This is a genomic window from Halanaerobium sp. DL-01 (assembly GCF_003338615.1).
Classification (GTDB): Bacteria; Bacillota; Halanaerobiia; order Halanaerobiales; family Halanaerobiaceae; genus QPJE01.
The window spans coordinates 21481-38735 of sequence record NZ_QPJN01000002.1; the positions used below are offsets into that span (position 1 = coordinate 21481).

Annotated in this window: 16 protein-coding genes; all 16 read right to left on the reverse strand. The window is 37.1% G+C overall.

Annotated elements, in window-relative coordinates; genetic code table 11:
* Position 1: 1 nt before the first annotated feature.
* Positions 2 to 967, reverse strand: a complete 966-nt coding sequence (gene mch / locus DER71_RS01205) for a methenyltetrahydromethanopterin cyclohydrolase (protein ID WP_114457713.1) — start codon at positions 965 to 967, stop codon at positions 2 to 4.
* On the reverse strand, positions 952 to 1806 hold the full coding sequence (locus tag DER71_RS01210; protein WP_114457714.1) for a formylmethanofuran dehydrogenase subunit C: 855 nt from the start codon (positions 1804 to 1806) through the stop codon (positions 952 to 954). Before DER71_RS01210 ends, mch begins: the two co-directional genes overlap by 16 nt.
* Positions 1799 to 2701 carry a formylmethanofuran--tetrahydromethanopterin N-formyltransferase gene (gene fhcD, locus DER71_RS01215; RefSeq protein WP_114457715.1) on the reverse strand — a complete coding sequence of 301 codons (903 nt, stop codon included), beginning with the start codon at positions 2699 to 2701 and terminating at the stop codon, positions 1799 to 1801. Before fhcD ends, DER71_RS01210 begins: the two co-directional genes overlap by 8 nt.
* A complete protein-coding gene (locus DER71_RS01220; RefSeq protein ID WP_114457787.1) occupies positions 2692 to 4362 on the reverse strand; it encodes a formylmethanofuran dehydrogenase subunit A in 1671 nt (556 codons plus the stop codon). The genes fhcD and DER71_RS01220 overlap by 10 nt, the downstream gene beginning before the upstream one ends.
* Entirely contained in the window at positions 4355 to 5641 is a 1287-nt protein-coding gene (locus tag DER71_RS01225) for a formylmethanofuran dehydrogenase subunit B (RefSeq protein ID WP_114457716.1), read from the reverse strand. Before DER71_RS01225 ends, DER71_RS01220 begins: the two co-directional genes overlap by 8 nt.
* Complete coding sequence (locus DER71_RS01230) at positions 5638 to 5991, reverse strand: molybdopterin dinucleotide binding domain-containing protein (protein ID WP_114457717.1); 354 nt, start codon at positions 5989 to 5991, stop codon at positions 5638 to 5640. The genes DER71_RS01225 and DER71_RS01230 overlap by 4 nt, the downstream gene beginning before the upstream one ends.
* Before the next feature lie 2 nt (positions 5992 to 5993).
* Positions 5994 to 7208 carry an ATP-grasp domain-containing protein gene (locus DER71_RS01235; RefSeq protein ID WP_114457718.1) on the reverse strand — a complete coding sequence of 405 codons (1215 nt, stop codon included), beginning with the start codon at positions 7206 to 7208 and terminating at the stop codon, positions 5994 to 5996.
* Entirely contained in the window at positions 7209 to 8069 is an 861-nt protein-coding gene (locus DER71_RS01240) for an NAD(P)-dependent methylenetetrahydromethanopterin dehydrogenase (RefSeq protein ID WP_114457719.1), read from the reverse strand. It lies immediately after the preceding gene.
* A 101-nt stretch (positions 8070 to 8170) separates the two neighbouring features.
* Positions 8171 to 9658, reverse strand: coding sequence for a DUF2193 domain-containing protein (locus tag DER71_RS01245; protein ID WP_114457720.1), 1488 nt, complete (start codon positions 9656 to 9658; stop codon positions 8171 to 8173).
* Between the two features lie 288 nt (positions 9659 to 9946).
* Positions 9947 to 10930, reverse strand: coding sequence for a beta-ribofuranosylaminobenzene 5'-phosphate synthase family protein (locus tag DER71_RS01250; protein ID WP_158531712.1), 984 nt, complete (start codon positions 10928 to 10930; stop codon positions 9947 to 9949).
* Between the two features lie 401 nt (positions 10931 to 11331).
* Entirely contained in the window at positions 11332 to 11883 is a 552-nt protein-coding gene (locus DER71_RS01255) for a DUF447 domain-containing protein (protein ID WP_114474204.1), read from the reverse strand.
* 162 nt (positions 11884 to 12045) lie between these two features.
* Positions 12046 to 13431, reverse strand: coding sequence for a DUF6513 domain-containing protein (locus DER71_RS01260; protein WP_114457723.1), 1386 nt, complete (start codon positions 13429 to 13431; stop codon positions 12046 to 12048).
* A complete protein-coding gene (locus tag DER71_RS01265) occupies positions 13410 to 14687 on the reverse strand; it encodes a HisA/HisF-related TIM barrel protein (protein WP_114457724.1) in 1278 nt (425 codons plus the stop codon). Before DER71_RS01265 ends, DER71_RS01260 begins: the two co-directional genes overlap by 22 nt.
* Before the next feature lie 4 nt (positions 14688 to 14691).
* Complete coding sequence (locus DER71_RS01270) at positions 14692 to 16290, reverse strand: sigma-54-dependent Fis family transcriptional regulator (protein ID WP_114474205.1); 1599 nt, start codon at positions 16288 to 16290, stop codon at positions 14692 to 14694.
* Between the two features lie 173 nt (positions 16291 to 16463).
* A complete protein-coding gene (locus DER71_RS01275) occupies positions 16464 to 16796 on the reverse strand; it encodes a DUF5320 domain-containing protein (protein WP_114457726.1) in 333 nt (110 codons plus the stop codon).
* 126 nt (positions 16797 to 16922) lie between these two features.
* Positions 16923 to 17255 carry a NifB/NifX family molybdenum-iron cluster-binding protein gene (locus DER71_RS01280; protein ID WP_114474206.1) on the reverse strand — a complete coding sequence of 111 codons (333 nt, stop codon included), beginning with the start codon at positions 17253 to 17255 and terminating at the stop codon, positions 16923 to 16925.

Sequence of the window (17255 nt, forward strand, 5' to 3'; positions counted from 1 at the left end):
TTTACTGCCCTCCAAAAAAAGATTTTTTCAATATTTCATAATTTATACTGCCGGCAGAAAAACTGCTGCCTGTCTTCCTGTTTGTTATAATAACTCTTGCTGGACTAAAGAGCATCGGATCGATATCATAAAAATTATTATATTTTTTAAAAAGTTTTAAAAAACTTTCTCCATAATCTTTAGATGAATTTGATGGGATTTTATCTATCAGATCTTCTATTTCCTCATCTTCACAAAATACTGTGTAATATGCTGTACCCCCATACAGCACTGCATCATTGGTTCTTCCAATAGCTGTCAGGTTATCTGCTGCCACTGGAGAAATAGGACAGCTCCCCCAGCCGCTTTCTATTTTACGGAGATCAAAGTTGAGTTCATGCATTTTATGCAGTCCGGTCTCTACTATCCTGCCGCTTATCTGTATTGAACCTGTCAGTGATTCTGCTGGTGCAGTAAGTATATAGACATCATCACAGGGAGTTGACAGTTTATCTGCTATATAGTCTGCTGCTTCTAAATCTGGCAGCTCGGAAGATTCCAGAACAATAACTGCCGGTACCCTTTCGTTTTCATGATATTCACTGAATTCTTCATATAACTCTTCTTCTTTTAGCAGTATCCTGCCTGGACCGGAAGCCATAGCAAAAAAATCTCCACTTTCTACTTTCCAGCCTGCATACTGAGAAAGCATACATGCTTCCAGTGGATGATCAACCCGTACTTCCACAGACGGAAGCTGATAGCTCTGTAGATCAAAGCTGCCAAAACTTGCTTTCCCCATTCCTCCGAGACAAATTTCTATAAAATATTTACCCGCTCTGTAACCTCCTTTAGTTTTAACACCTCCATCTATAATCATAACACCATTTTCCATCTGTTGAACATCAATATTTAGATCTTCTTTATTTTTAATCATTTTTTTAACCAGCATAACTGCATTTTTATTGAGAGTTAACCTTCTTTCCATATAAGGATCTCTCCCTTCCCTATTTCTGTATTATCACCTGTATATCTATGATAATAACCGGAAAACATATTTTGGGGAATATCTATCTTAAACTCATTTTTGAGGTGGGCAAAGGCAATTTTTAAAAATTCTGGATAATAGCTGATATTATAATTAAAAGTGGGCAGCATTTCCAGCTGATGGGCAGAAATAATTGTTCCACGCTTCATAGCAGCACCTGTTCTTTTACCTGCTTTACCAAAAAGATAGATAGAACCTGCCACCATTTGAGCTCCGGCCATATCTCCACAGCTGCCGCTGACAATTATCTCTCCTCTCCTCATTCTGCTGCCGAGAAAACTGCCAGCACTGCCCTTAATATAAATTACCCCTCTGTTCATGCCTAGCTTATCTCCCCTAAAGGCTGAACCTACATAATTACCTGTATTCCCATTTACCTTAATATATCCACCCTGCATTTCTGCTCCCAGCCAATCACCGGTGTCTCCATTGACCTCTATTTTACCTCCACTCATTTCTGAGCCTGTATGCATACCAGTACTGCCATTAATAAAAATTTCACCGGTTGTCATACCTGCTCCTATATATTTAAAATTATCCAGCTCTCCGTCTATAAATATGTTCTGAGAGGGCTCTCCTTCTATTTTGAAAAAATCTTTAAGCTTATACTTTTTTCTTCCTGCCAGCAGAGTCAGCTCAGCTATTTCGGAAATAGTCTTTTCTGCAGTTATATCAGGAGATATATTTTCTGCTTCTACCGGCAGTTTACCTGCTGTTTTACCTTCTGGCTGAATTAAAGATGGATTATCCTTTTTTAAAATCAGCTTTAATTTACTCATCAAGATCACCCCTCAGTATTTCGTGCAGGTAAATATTTTCTGTGCCGAGATCTCCACCATAGTTTCCTGCAGTTATTTTTATTATCCCTGGTATACAGGCATTTTTTATGCCAACTGCCATTGCGTCTGATACAGCTTGTGTACTTAAACCATCTATAACTATTTCCAGAACTGAACCTGCATTTTTGGTCAGCATACTGTCTTTAACCTGTGCTTTAATGGTTGGACAGTAGGGTGTATTGGTAGATGCATTAAGAAATTTATATTTTGAACTGACTTTACTGCCACTGCTGACTATTCCCCCAGGGAAAGGCATTATCACATCATTTAATCTGTGCACTGCTGCCACTGCTTTTTCGGCGGCTTCAAGTGCTGCCTGACTATCTTCCCCTATTATTAAGAAATTTCCACCACCAAGTCCTTTTTTGATACCAAAACTTTCTTCTATTAAGAATTCACCACTCATTATTGGAATCCGCCAGAATCTTCTGTCACTGTATAATTTGGAGATCTGATATCCATCACCAAAATAGCGAAGATTACCGCCCACTTTGATTTTCTCGTCTGTATGCAGACCGTTAAAACATGAAGTGGTGGCTGCAGTCATGATGGTCTGTCCTATTCTTTTTGTCAGTTCATTTAACATACTTTCTTTTTTCATAGTAAAAAAAAGCAGGCTGCAGCCGGGTCTTCCATCCGATGTTTCCTCAGGCAGCAGTTCTTTTTCCAGCCCGGCCTCTATCCCACACTCTATGATAGATGTTGCAAAGCCGACTGCTTCTCTAGCAGCTGTTCTAGCCCATTTTTCGTTTCTTGCTGTGACAATAACTCTGCTTCCGTACATAGTAAATGCTTCTGCAAAAGTATCTTCAATTTCTACACCTTTCAACTGCATGGAATCACCTCCAGATTATTAAAATAGCTGTCTGAAACCGGATAGTTTTCAATCGAAATACTGTAGTAATTTTTGAAATCTTCACCGATTATTTCACTTATATTTTTATCATAATCCGGTCTGGCGACAAGTGTTTTTCCTTCTCTCAATTTTTCTACCAGCTTTCCATCTTCAACAATTATTTTCCCTGATTTAATTACAATTTCAGGATGAGCAAATACTTCTGCTATTTTATCTTTGCTTTCCAGCCTGCTGTAAACTGTAATATCTGCATCTGCTCCCACACCAATATGACCTTTATTTGCCAGACCTAGTGCTCTGGCCGGTCCAGATCTTGTAATCACAGCTATTTCATCAAGGCTGTATTCTCTTTCCAGTTCTGCTATATCTGTATAATTTCCAAGTTTATTGTGCATTTCTGATATCATCTTCAGCCGATAATCTCTACTCATCAGCAGTTTTATTATCCAGGGATAGGCAGTAAATGGACCTGCATTTGGATGATCTGTTGTCAGAAAAACCTTCCAGGGATCATCTATTTTTAAAAACAGCTCCAGACCAATTGCCCACTGTATTCCATTTATAAGATTTTTCTTTTTGTAGTTCATGGGCACTATACCTGAACCGGTTTCCATCTCTACATCTGTATTAACCCATTTGCTGCCTGTCAGCTTATGAAGATTATATTCTAAAATACCATCAGCTGTCATGGTTGTTACCTCACCAAATACTATCTGACCAATATCAACAGTTAACTTATCATCATTATTTACTTTTTCTGCTATCTGATCTGCCGCAGAGACAAATTTAATTTTGCTTTCTTCATTAAGACCATAACTGCTGAACTGGATATGTGTTATATGTTTTCGGTAATCTTTGAGCAGATCAAGTGTGGAAATTGTAGTTTTATAATTGCCAGGTGAACCTAGATCATTTGTATGAATATGAACAGGGTGCGGCAGTCCCAGCTCGTCATTTGCTTCTGCCAGTGCCAGCAGTATTTCTCTTGGAGAAAGATTAAAATGTGTCCCTTTTTCTTCAATTCCCCTGAGCCTTTTTCCTTCTTTCCAGGCCTCCACTCCACCTGGATTAACTACTTTAAGTCCAAATGCACCTGTGACATTTATCAGCCAGGCAAGATAATCTTTTAAGGCTTTTTTGTTTTTCTCTTTTATAAATTTAAGTACAAAATAATTATTGCCGCTTAGGACAAGAAATCCCTTATCAATAAATGGAAGTCCTCCGAACTCTTCGTGTATATGTCTGGCCTTCATGGGGGGACCTGCTGCTTCCATAACCGTAGTATATCCCATCAGGCTGTAGCGGTATCCTGTCACATAACTTGTTGGTACTGTTGAACCTACACCGGACCGCAGTCCTCCTTTTTTGGGAACATTATCGTGGCGATGATCTTCCGGCCTCAACACACGACCGGTATTAATTTTAGGTCCTGCAATATGTGCGTGAATATCTACTCCTCCCGGCATTACAATTTTTTCTTTAAGATCTATTTCCTGATAACTACCCTGATTTTTTGCACTCTCTATCTCTTCCGCTGAAGGTTTTGAAACTATTTTTTCATTTTTAATCCATATATCTTCTTTTACAGCAGACTTATTATTTTTTGGATCATAGATAATTCCGTTTTTTAATCTAATCATTTTCAATCAGCTCCCCTATTCTGGATACTGCAGAAGCATCATCCGGCCAGCTGTCGTCGAGAAATTTTCTCAGCTGAAGTGGAACATGGTCCATCCTGTAAACTGTTCCGGAAGCACCAATACCCTTTACAGCAGATGGTATTACTACATCTGCTATTTCTGTAGTTAAATTCCAGTGAGGATCCAAAACTATGGTTGGTATTTTCTTTAGATATTCTGCTGCCTCATGTGGCAGACTGGCTGCAGGGTCAGAAGCAATAATAAAAGCTGCATCTACTTCTCTGCGGGCCAGCAAATCAACTGCCGAAAATTCTCCTGGATTATAGCGGGGATAATTTCTGCTGAAATTAACAGCAAACGGATAACCTGTCTGCCAGGCCATTGTAATTTCACTGCCGGCAACATTTCCATGTCCCCGCATAGGTATCATTACAAATCTTCCATAATCATTAAGATTTCTGACCAGGCTCATCGCAGCCCAGGTATTCATATATTTTCCTCTACTCATAGTTAAACCCATTCCATAAAAAACAGACCCATATTTTACCTTTTTCATTTTCTCAGCCAGATCTTTCAGCTTTACCAGCTCTATACCACCTATTCTGCCGTCTTCTGAAGTCGGTGTTCTGCCGCTTACTAGCATCTGCAGAGCCATCAAAATCTCGAAATCAGAATTTGGTTTTACCTGAAAAAAATGATCTGCCAGTTTGGCAGTGGGAGTTTTTCGGACATCAAAAACAATTATTTCCCTATCCTTTCTATTCTTACGATACATACCCTGTGATAATATCGAATATCTTTTGGCATGATTAGGATGAGCTTCCACTGGATTTGCCCCCCAAAAAATCATCATATCTGATCTGTTTTTTACCTCACCTAATGTAGCAGATACCATCCCTACAAGCTGTTTTGCCAGTGTTCCCGGGCCGTGGCAGACAGAAGACGTGCTGTCTATATTGGCACCACATTTTTCCGCCAGTTCAACTGCAGCTTTTTGTGCCTCTGCAGTTGTACTGCTGAGACCGTAAATAAGTGGATTCCTGCTGCTGCTTAAAATTTCTGCTGCTGCAGAAACCGCTTTATTATATTTAACTTCTTTACCTTTTATCTGGGGAACAGTTCTATCTTTTTGAGCATGTTCGTATTTTTTTCTGGAGATAGCACAGGCATTTTTTATATTTTCTATTTTATTATTTTTAACCTTTATTTCAATATCATCACATAGTGCACCACAAAAGGTACAAATTATATTTTGATAGGTTTTGCTTTCCTCATTCAACTATCCTCCCCCTCCTTTCTTTTTATCATTACTTTTTTTCCTTTCGAGCTGGGCATTCCAGTTCCATCTGTATCTGTACCGATCAATTTATTTGCCTGGGGACCATAGGGAATAAAAACTATTTCTTCCGGCAGATCACCTTTTTTACAGCTCAGCTCAACCTCTCCGGAATCGGTGTAAAGTAATATTTTTTTCCCTTCACTTAAATTATATTCTTCTAAAATATTTTCATTTAATTCTACATAAGCTGTACTGTCTTCATAATTCTGATTATTTTTACCCGAAACAGATGCCATTCCCTGTTTTATAGTTCTACCAGTTATCAGAGTAAATGATCTTTTATCAGCCAAATTTACACCTCCTCTACAACAAATTCTTCCAAAAAAGAAAAAGCATTTCTGCACAGCTCAAATAATTTCTGCCTACTTCCTGCACGAATCAAAACTGTGCAGACAGGAGAAGTCTTTTCTATATATTCTCCTGGATGAGGCAGATCTCTAAATTCGTATTTTCCGCTCATATTAATTTCTTTATAATCAAGCAGTTTTGTTATCTCTTTTTTTACAGTCAGATTAGATTTTGCATAATATATTACCTTCGCATATAACGGCATTTCGGAAAAAATAAATTTTTCTCTGAGATTTTCATCTATACTGCTGCTGAAATAAAGATTAAAAAGTTCTTTCCCAAAAATAGGCAGCAGAAGCTCAACTGCTGCAGTGAAGCGGGGATTTAACTCTATAAAATATATTCCATCTGGTGCAAGTATAAAATCTATTCCACTGATACCTTTAAGTCCATACTCCCGGCTCAGGCTTTCTGCCATATTCTGCAGCTTCTTTATAATATCCGAAGTGCTCCTGATTAATAGATTACCTCCATAGCGAAAACTATTCTGAAAATTTAAATCTTTAAGCTGTTCTGTAATTCCCAGAATTTCCGCACTTCTGCCGTCAGCTGCAAATATGGCTGAAGATACTCTACCTTCGATATACTGCTGCAGATAAAAATTTCCCCACATTTCTGTATCAATTTCTTTTTGAGCTTTATTGAGATTGTTATAAACTGTTATATTTTTACCTCCACCACTTAAATATGGTTTTAAAAGATATTTTCTATCTGGATTGATCCTGCTTTGTTTCTTCAGTTCTTCTCCGGTCTTTATTATTTCAGGCAGGTTAAACCCTCTTTTTTTTAGATAACTGAATATGTCACTGCCTTTTTCTCTGCTGACTTTACTGCTGATTTTCTTAAGAACTTCTGCTGAATTTCCCAGCAGTTTAATTTCTTTTTCTGCCAGAACTTTATTTAATAATTCCGGCCTATTATCCCAGTCAGAACTGTAAACAAAATACTGTTCTTTATCATAATGTTTTTCTATCAGCTTAAGCAGTCCTTCAGTACTGTAATTCTGACCTGCTGAATTTCTTTTGATACTGAAGCTTCTGCTGCAGAATTTTTTTAAATCCAGATCTCCAAAAAAATCAATACAGCTAACATCACAACCTGCTTTTGCTGCTGTTTCCGATAGAGCTCGACCAGAAAATCCGCTGACAAGTACTTTCATCTAGTTCAGCTCTTTGTAAAGTTTATATACTTCCACAGCATTAAAAATACTGTCAGTGCTTTTAAACAGTTCAGCTACTGCTTTTTTGTGCAGTTTCATTTTTAAACCACCTATTCCCAGTGCTCCAAATACTTTAACTCCATCGATAATATCACCATCTGCTCCAGGCTTTATACCTTCTATTCCGGCCGGACTTACAGCATTAATATCTCCCATAACTTTTATGCTGTCTACTTTTTTCCACATATCTTCTGTAAGAAAATTAATTTTTGGTGGGCCAGCCGATAAAATTACATCTTTACCACTTATTATCTTTTCAAACTCTTCTTTTTTAGAGCCCTGAACTCCAGAAATATTTTTAACATCATATTTTTCCATTATTTCTTCTGCCTTCTTTTCTGCCCTTTCCCGGCTGCGTGATGTGATAACTACTTCTGCTCCTTCTCTGGCTAACAGCATAGCTGCTCTTACTCCTACCGGTCCTGTACCGGCTATTACGACAGCTTTTTTATCTTTTAAGTTCACAGAATTTTTAATTTTCAGGACTGCTGCTGCAGCTGTTGTATTTGCTCCATTTGAATCAAGAAGCACTGAAACTCTAAAATTGGCAAAAAATACATCTTTTACTGCGGCAAGGATTTCTTCACCTTTATTTACATCAGAACCACCAATAAATACAGCCGTGTTGTTCATTTTTTTCGGACTCCTGGTAAAAACAGCACCATAGATTATATCTTCCACTTCTTCTTTTTTTATATCAGCATGAGAAATTATATTATCTGCTCCTGCATCATAGGCAACCACCTGGTCGAAAGTGCTGGCCCTCTTATCTGTATCAAGCTGAATAAGTAGTTTTTTCATTTCCGCTGATCACCTCTGTATAATTTTTGAAGACAGTGGGAAATCCCACTGTCTTCTTAATACTTAATATTACATCTGCCGTTTTTTTAAATTAATTTGAATTAAACTGTATCCTTCCAATTGCAGTGTTTGTGCTTTTTAACATAAGTACATACAGCACAGTCCTTACAGTAACGGGCAGGTGCAACTACTGCTTCTGGCTTTGTGGCAATTATATTTGTCATCAGTGTTGCAGTAACCGGCTCACTTGTCAGCAGACATGGGAAGTCAGCCAGACGCATCAGTGATGAGAATTTAACTGTAATTGCACAGGCAGGATATGCATAGCGCTGTGTATTCTGCAGTATTTCACTGTTTTCTATCGGGCTGAAGTCTATTTCGATACCTTTAACTTTACACCCGGCACCAATTGGTTCATCATCTATTATCTTGTCACCACGGTGAATCATATCCATAAAGTCAACATTGTGCAGCTCTACAGCCTGACCTCTACCTGGATTTAAGTTAACATAGTTGTGGAATCTCTTTGTTAAAAGATCAATAACCATTGGAGCAGTAAATCCTTCGTCCCAAAGCATTGAAGAAACTGCTGCTGCTGTTGAACCTGTAGCAACACTTAGAACATCATAGAGGCTGTCATAGCCTTTTTCCAGACCTTTTTCCAGTGTGTTTTTCATTACATTGGAAACAACTTCTACAATTTCCATTGTTACATCATCTTTAAGCATATTGTAGGTTGACTGTGCAATGTGGTGGGCAATATCTCCAACACAGTATGCAGGTACTACAACTATATTTGCGGGATGAACTCCTGCTTTTTTAGCTGCAAGTACATAAGGCTTCATCCATTCTTTGTAGCGTTTCATATACTCTTTTGCATCAAATGAAGTCATACCTTCATCTTCCATCAACTTAACCTGTGCATCTATCGGCTTATCATAGAGCATCTGCATAGTTTTAACTTCTTTATCAGCAGCTTCTGCTGCAGTTTTACCACTTTCTACAGCTTCTGTCCAGGCTCCACCAATACCATAAGAGGTATTCATACCCCAGGATTTGGCTGCCAGCAGTGTCTTTTTGTAATCTCCATCAATATCAGTATTTTTGAGAATTTCATTTACTACATTACTTACTGATCCAGGACTAAAGGCAAAGTCAACAACACAGGTAGGCCCATACATTCCACCATATCTGCGCATTGCTTCACGGGCGATAAGAGCTTCTTCTTTTTTAATCTGCTCGATAAACTTCTCTGCTGCTTTGCGGAAATCCGGATCATCTTCATATAAAATTTCAAGAATTGGAGGTGTCTGATAGTGCTCAACAAATGGATCATCCTCAGGACGAACAGTATCTGTTAAGTCTTTCAGTATTTCATAATGGGCTTTAACAGACTCAATGTGAAGATCAAAAACCTCTTTTGACTGTCCTTCAATTGGCTTCATTTTTTTAACAGCATCAACATAAGGCTTCGCATCGGTAATTTTAAATTTCTTACCTCTTTTTTCTTTAAAAACACCAACATCTGCAAATTGAGCTGCAACAGCCTCATCAATCATTTTCTTAGCAATTTTAGCTTTGTCTACCATAAAATATCCCCCTTCATGAGATTATTGTCAATTACAACTACACCTGCTTATCCCTACTCAGTATTAACAACTCTCCAGATTCCCCCCCCTTTCTATATTGATAATTTTTAGATTTACTATATCCATTATATATTAATATGCATATATCGTTCCATTAATTTATATCTGAAGAATTATTTTATCTTTCCCTATCTGTCAGCACTTTCAGTACAGATAAATGGCATAAAATGTTTTCCAAGTTTGAATTTTCAGATATAATACGCTTAAAAATTAAACAATGTTTAAAAATTAAACGCACTTTTCAATTTTTACCCCCTCAGCGGCTGCTTTTGTGGTGATTATATCTGTAACATCACCTTTAAATTTATTCAGCAAACTGATTTTTAACATTTCTGCTGTTTTTTTATCTGCACAAATTCCGTAAAGCGAGGGACCCCAGGAGCTCTGCCCTGCTCCATATGACCCATTTTGAAGCATAAATTTTACTATTTCTGCAGATATTTTTGTACTGTACCTCCCTCCCTGTACCTGTTTAAAATAATCTCCCACATTTATTTCCAGCTGTGTTAAAGCTCTGCCGAAACTTTTAATATCTTTTTCCACCAGTGCAGGAAGCATACCCAGGAGAATATGATGAGCATTTTCTGCAGCAGTATCTCTTGACATAGATTTTAAATTTCTGAAAGTTTTAATTTCTTTTCTTCCAGAAAGGCCTGTTTTATCTACCTGTGGAAAAACAATAACTAACCTCCATTTTTCGGGCACTTTTTTTTGGAAAATAACAGGTGGTAGATAACTGTCATTTTCTTTTTCAGCCACAGGACGTCCACCATCTACAATAAATCCACCGGTATAAAATACTCCAAAACCTATTCCCGATCTGCTGTGCTTTCTGTCTACATATGCAGCTACCTGTTCAGGTTTTAAATTCAGCTGGTAGAGATTGTTCAGACCTTCCCCAATGGTAAGTCCAATCTGAGTTCCGGAACCAAGTCCCTGATGAAATGGCAGAATTTCTTCTATCTCTACCACAGCACCCTGATTCTGGCCCAGCATATTTTTACTGTGGAGCTTTTTTATAAATTTTTCCAGAATTTCTGCAGTTTTTTCTGAATATTTTCCTGTAACAGAAATGTTATCAGATTTTTTGAATTTCATAATACAGGCAGGATTTTCTACTCCTATCCCTGCTCCTCCATAAATTCTGCCTCTACTTCCATCTAAATCGATCTGCCCGAAATGTATTCTGGCCGGACTTTTTATCTTTATCAATATATCACCTCTCAGAATAATTTAATAGTATAGCGTATAATTGTCAATAGTTTTTTAACAGGAGTTTCCCCAAAATTTATTTTCAAGCTGCAAAAAGGGGGCTTTAGTCATCAACGAAATTTTTAGATTTATCTAAAACTCAATTCGGGTGTGAAATAGGGCACACTAATCAATGAGTCCTCCTGACTCATGATTAGCTCACTCCATCCTGTAGTTCAACCCTATTTCTTCCTTCATTTCGTTAAGATTCATTGACTAAAAATTTCAATATTCCTGCATCTCCCCTTTTTGCAGCAGTATATAAAAAATGGGGAAAGTCCAGCTTTTTAAGCAGCCTCATTGGAAAATATATTTTTTAATGCTCAGTTAACAGGTTAAAAGTTCTAAAGCACAGTGGAAGATTAATTTAAATAATCTTTCAGAAAATGATAGCATTCGATTTCTCTGCTGCCTGCAGTTTTTATTATAATTCTTTTGTTTTTCTGCAGAAACTCCTTAACTTCTTTTCGGCTGGTGCTGATGCCGATCCGTGATGCTCTCACTGCTGCCTCTACAAGCAGATTACTGGCCCGATTGAACCCTCTGTATTCTCTGAGTATGACTCTGGAAACTATTTCTGCTTCAATACTGTATTTCTCTTTTTTTTCTGCGGTGTTGTTTACGTTAAATTGCAGATAACTGCAGGCTCGGCTTAGATAAAATCCATCTTTATCAGGGGTTTTTTTTACTTGAAAATCAGGTTCTATAAGGGCAGATTTAACAAGATGCAGTGCACTATCAGTTATATTTATTACTCCCTTTTTTGTCTTGAGTAAATTTTCTGCTGTAATTGAATCTTTATAAAAGTAAAATTCCACTCTATCTGATTTATCTGAAAAAAGTTCTACACCTGCAGCTGCAAAATGAGGAGTTTTATTTTTATTTATAGTTGTCATTACAGTTTCTATAATCACTGCCTTCTCCTTCCTCGTTAAATAGCATTTACATCTTTAAATAATTTTCATCTCGTTAAATAGCGTTTACCCCGTTATATATTTTTTACCTCGTTATATAGTATTCAACACTTTAAATTTCGTTTAGATATTTAATACTCTTTTAGCGACAATATCAAAAGATTACTCTAAATCAAAATGATCTAAATAACCCCAGCTGAGTTCATCTTCCTGTCGATAATTTTTCTTCAATTTTAGTGCTGTCTCTGCTTTTTTTAGTTCTTTACCCAGGTAAAATGCATGAGATAAACTGCCCACATAATTCAACCTGTCAAACAGCTCTTTTATATCCTGTCCGTGGTAGTATTCTTTTCCATTAAAAATATGAATTTCCTTTCCATCACTGAGGATTCTGTAATTTGTATCTCTGACAGAGGCCCTAATCTCCTCTATTTCTTTACTGCTGTAATTCTTGTTTTTTCTGTCTTTTAAAGTTATCAGAAGTTCAGACAGTTTATTGGGCAGCATATTTTCTTCTTTAGCATATTCATTGATCTTCAGTGCCAGATCCAGCTCTTTTACAGAACCTGAGGTTTTAGCAGATGCTTCTGTTGTCAGAACATAGTCTATTCCCAGCTCTGCTGCTAGTCCGGCCGAAATAAAATTGAGCCCCGTACTGTCGGCATCTGTAAGTTCTATCAGATTTCCAACCCCCATCATAACTGCACTATTTCTGCTGCTGTCTGTGCAGTATTCTATATATCTGGAAAGTGATTTTTTAAAGCCAAAGTTAATAGGATCCAGTATGGGATCGGCAATATAATTTCTGCAGCCTCTTTTTTTAACTTCCTCAATATTTTTGTAAAGTGAATTTAATCCAACCTCTGGATCGGGAATTATAACAGGAATAAAGCCTGCTCCTTCAACAGCACTATAGTTGCTGCTGTTAATACTTAGAACATAGTCTATATTTTCTCGGTCAGCTCTTTTTATTTCTTCTGCATTTAAACTGTCCAGACTCAGCTTGAAACCCCGCTTTTTTAGCTCATATATTGTTTTTTCCAGATGGGGAAATTCTCTCCCATTGACACAACCTAGATCCACTATATCAGCCCCACTCCGGTGATAATACTCAGCTTTAGTGATAATTTCTGGAAGTGAAGTAAGGGCTGCTTCGTTAATTTCGGCAATAATTTTTATCTTACGTTCTTTTTTTTCGAAATCAACTGCGGCAGGTTTTTCTCCAAAAAATTCCGGCAGATCAATTATTTCATCAGGTCCCCGTACTACCTCAACCTGATAGTCAAATATTTTGTTAATTTCTGTTTCAATTTTATCTTCTTCTGCTCTGGAGCGTCCGGGCAGATATACTATTAGTTTATCTTCAGTATAGTTTTTCAGCAGATGACTTTCTTTGAGCTGTCTGATAATAAAACTGCTGTCTAAAAGCGCAGCAACTGTAATCGGTATTTTTAGTATGCTGTATTTTTCTTCAAAATTTATCTGTCTCAGTTTTTTCTGCAGAGAAGAAAAAGCAAGTTTCCCAGTTATAAATAGTTTTTCAGCCATAACTCCACCTCATTAGGATGTGTAATTACCTTTACTCTTTCTACTGATTTTAACTTTTCTGCATTATCAAGATCAATTTTGCGGGGAAAAACATCTACCATTTTGTCTGGTGCCGGAGATACTAAATTTTCCTCTATGTCTGTCGGCAAAACCAGAACCGGAACCTTTGCTTTACCGGCATGTGCCATCATATTTGTAACCAGTGTATCCGAAATCCCATATAAATATTTTGCAGCTGTATTTGATGTTGTCGGTGAAGATACAACAAAATCGTAATGGCCCTTATATAATCTTCCTATTACAGCCGCACTGGGACTGGTGTCTTTATGAATCTCACAGTTTAGCTGTTTCAATTTTTCGTAAAGGCTGTATATTCTCAGCACTTCAGATCCGGCATCACTTAAATATATATCGATCTTCCACCCAGGATATTTTGTTTTTAAATATTTTATTTCTGCCAGAGTTTCCTCCAATAGATGGCCGGCTCCGGTTATACACCAGGCTATTTTCCCTTTCAAACTGTCATCTTCTATCAGCTTTATTTCTGCTCTACCCAGTGATCCACTGTGGAAGGCTGAAGCTATGAGGAGCCCAGAAAACCCGGCTTTTTTCACTATTTTTACATCTCTGTAATCCTTAATTCCTCCCCCTGTGATAAACTCCAGATCGGGAAATGACGCTTTTATATCCAGCAGATATTCGGCCAGTCCCATCCCGGTTCCCACATGAGCAAGATCCAGCATAATAAACTTTTGATAGCCGTATAATTTTATTTCTTTTACTATCTGCTGTGCCTCCATCTGCTCCCATTTTTTAATTTTGTGGATCAATCTGCTATTTTTGAGATCTATGCTGATATATATTCTTTCTCTGTATTCTTTTAATTCTTCTAACATGCTCAGATCGCTGAGGGATTCTGTCGCTATTATGGCATAATCTATACCTTTTTTTAAAATTTCTATCACATCTTTACTGTTTTTAAAACCACCGTCCAACAATATATTGTAATCCGGAAATTCTTTTTTTATTTTCAAAGCTGATTTTAAGTTTCTGTCGTTTCCTGTTATTGCATCTAAGTCGGCAATATAGAGTTTTTTTAGACCCAGCTTTTTCCGAAAAGCTTCTGCAATTTTTTCTGGAGAAGCTGTAAATTCATCAGTAAGCCGGCTTTTTACCGGCTGATATTTTTGCCTTTCACCTGCTTTACCCTGTACTGCTAAACCATCTTTAATATCTATAACACCGATAGCTTCCACATAATCACTCTCCTATTTTTATCTGATATTTGTCTATTTTATTGTAAAGGGTAGCCCTTGTTATACCGAGAATTTCTGCTGCCTTTGTTAAGTTTTGTCCTGATTTTTTTAGTGCATTTATTACCGCCTTTTTTTCCATTTCTTCCAGAGACATAGGTCCAGCTTCATCTGTTTTTTTTGTCGATTTTTTGCGAATTTCTTTTGGCAGATGTTTTGGTTTTATAATTTCTTCATCCATGGCAAATGTAATTACACCTTCCAGCATATTTTCCAATTCTCTTACATTTCCCGGCCAGTCATAATTGATTAAATATTCTAATGTATTACTGTGAAGCTTTTTGCTGGGAATCCCAAATTTGTGGCAGTGTTTTTTAATAAAATTTTCCGTTAATAATTTTATATCTTCTTTTCTCTCCTTCAGCTCTGGTAGTGGTATTGTAATTACATTTAGGCGGTAATAAAGGTCTTCACGAAAATTTCCCTTTTCCACTTCTTTGAGGAGATTTTTTTTGGTTGCTGTTATTATTCTTACATCTATCGGCAGAGCTCTTGTTCCACCAATACGTGTTACTTCTTTTTCCTGTATCACCCTCAGCAAGTTCTGCTGTGCTGAAAGAGACATCTCTCCTATTTCATCCAGAAAAATTGTGCCCCCATTGGCCAGCTCAAATTTGCCAGGTTTTCCACCTTTTATGGCACCTGTAAATGCCCCATCTTCATAACCAAAAAATTCGCTTTCCACAAGATCTTTAGGAACTGCACCAACATTTATGGCTACAAAAGGTCTATTGCGCCGATAATTATAATTGTGTATTGCCTGGGCAAACATTTCCTTACCTGTACCACTGCTGCCGACAAGCATTACTGTAGAATCATTTCTTGCTGCTATTTTTGCCACTTCTATTGCTTTATACATTTTTTCGGATTCTGTAACTATACTGGAAAAATCGTAGCGCACTCTGGAACCGATTTTTGGACTTGATTTTATTTTTTGTTTTGAAATTAATGTATCAATAGGTGTTTTTTCGGTCAGAGCCAGACCGATAATATGAATGATAAGTTTAAGTAGATCAATATTTATTTCTGCAGGAGAAAATGCCCCTACTACTCCAAGCAGTTCACTGTCTTTATTAAATATTGGATAGGCAGCAGAATTAAGTTCTGTCAGATTGTTTTTGAAATGCTCGTTACCAATAACATGAGCAGGTTTTTTAGTAAAAAGTGTCAGTCCGACTGCTGAAGTGCCTTTATGAAATTCACTCCAGTTATCTCCAGTCCTAATATCTAAAAAATCTTCAAGATGATTTTTAACAGATAAAATATAACCTTCCTCATCTGCAATCAGAAAGGCTGCTGCTATATTTTCCATTATCTGATTTAATTCATCAAATATAAAATCAAATTTGTCCAGCTCATCTCTATATTTTGCTATTTTTTCTGCTGCTCTATTTTGATCCAGCAGCTGGCTGGCCGAAAATTCGTCTGTTTTTATACCATAATCAGAACTCCTCTTCCATGAATTTTGTATAACTTTTCTAAAAGGTGTATAACTTCTTTTTATTTGAGTTAATAGGCCGTCAAAATCAAAATTATCTCTTTGCAAAGTTTAGGTACACCTCCTTATAAACTTAACTTTCATATTCTTCTTACTAATGATTTCTCTAAATATTCGTTTAATCCTGCTGTACAAAAATAGTTTTTGCTGTAATTAAAAAAGATAAAAAAAGACCACAGCCTGATATTTAAATCAGATTGCGGTCTTTAAATCTTATTTTACTATTCAGCTGATAAATCTTCTATCTTTTTCTTAACTATCTCCAGGTCGTTTTCCAGAGAATTGGCAAGATTCTTAAGTTCTGTAAGCTGAGTTTTCTGTATTTCTTCTTTACTTACAGGACTTACAGGAGCTGCTGGTGCGGTACCATAAAAGCGGGCTCCGCGTCCACGACCATAACCGCCGCCTCTGCCGAATCCTCTTCCATAACCTCTTCCGACATATGCCGGTGTTCCAGATACAAAACCTGGACTGTCTGCTCCTGCACAATAACCCATTGCTCTACCTGTCATTGGTCCCATTCCTTCTGGACCGGTTCTATCTCCTCTTGGCATAAATATCACCTCTTTTAAATATTTTTGAACATATGCTCTTTATATTTATTATTATAACTCTATTTTGGGCATATGTCAACAATTATTTTAAAAAATCCCCCCTTTCTTTCTGGGGGGATCATATTCTTAGTGATCACATGCATTCTGGTCTGTCGTCAGATTATCGGCAAGGTAATCCACAACTATTTTTTCTACATCCCCTGAAGCACCACATATTACGTTTATTCCATTTGCTTCAAAAATATCAACAGCTTTCTGGCCCATACCTCCAGAGATTACTGTATCTATTCCGTGTTCATTTAAAAATTTGGGTAAAAAACCGGGTCTGTGTCCGGGATTTTTTAATATGTTCTTATCCTTGATATGATTATTTTCTACTGAAAAGACTACAAACTGTGGTGCATGACCAAAATGCTGTGAAACTGTCTCTCCACTGCTTGGTAGTGCTATTTTTCTCAC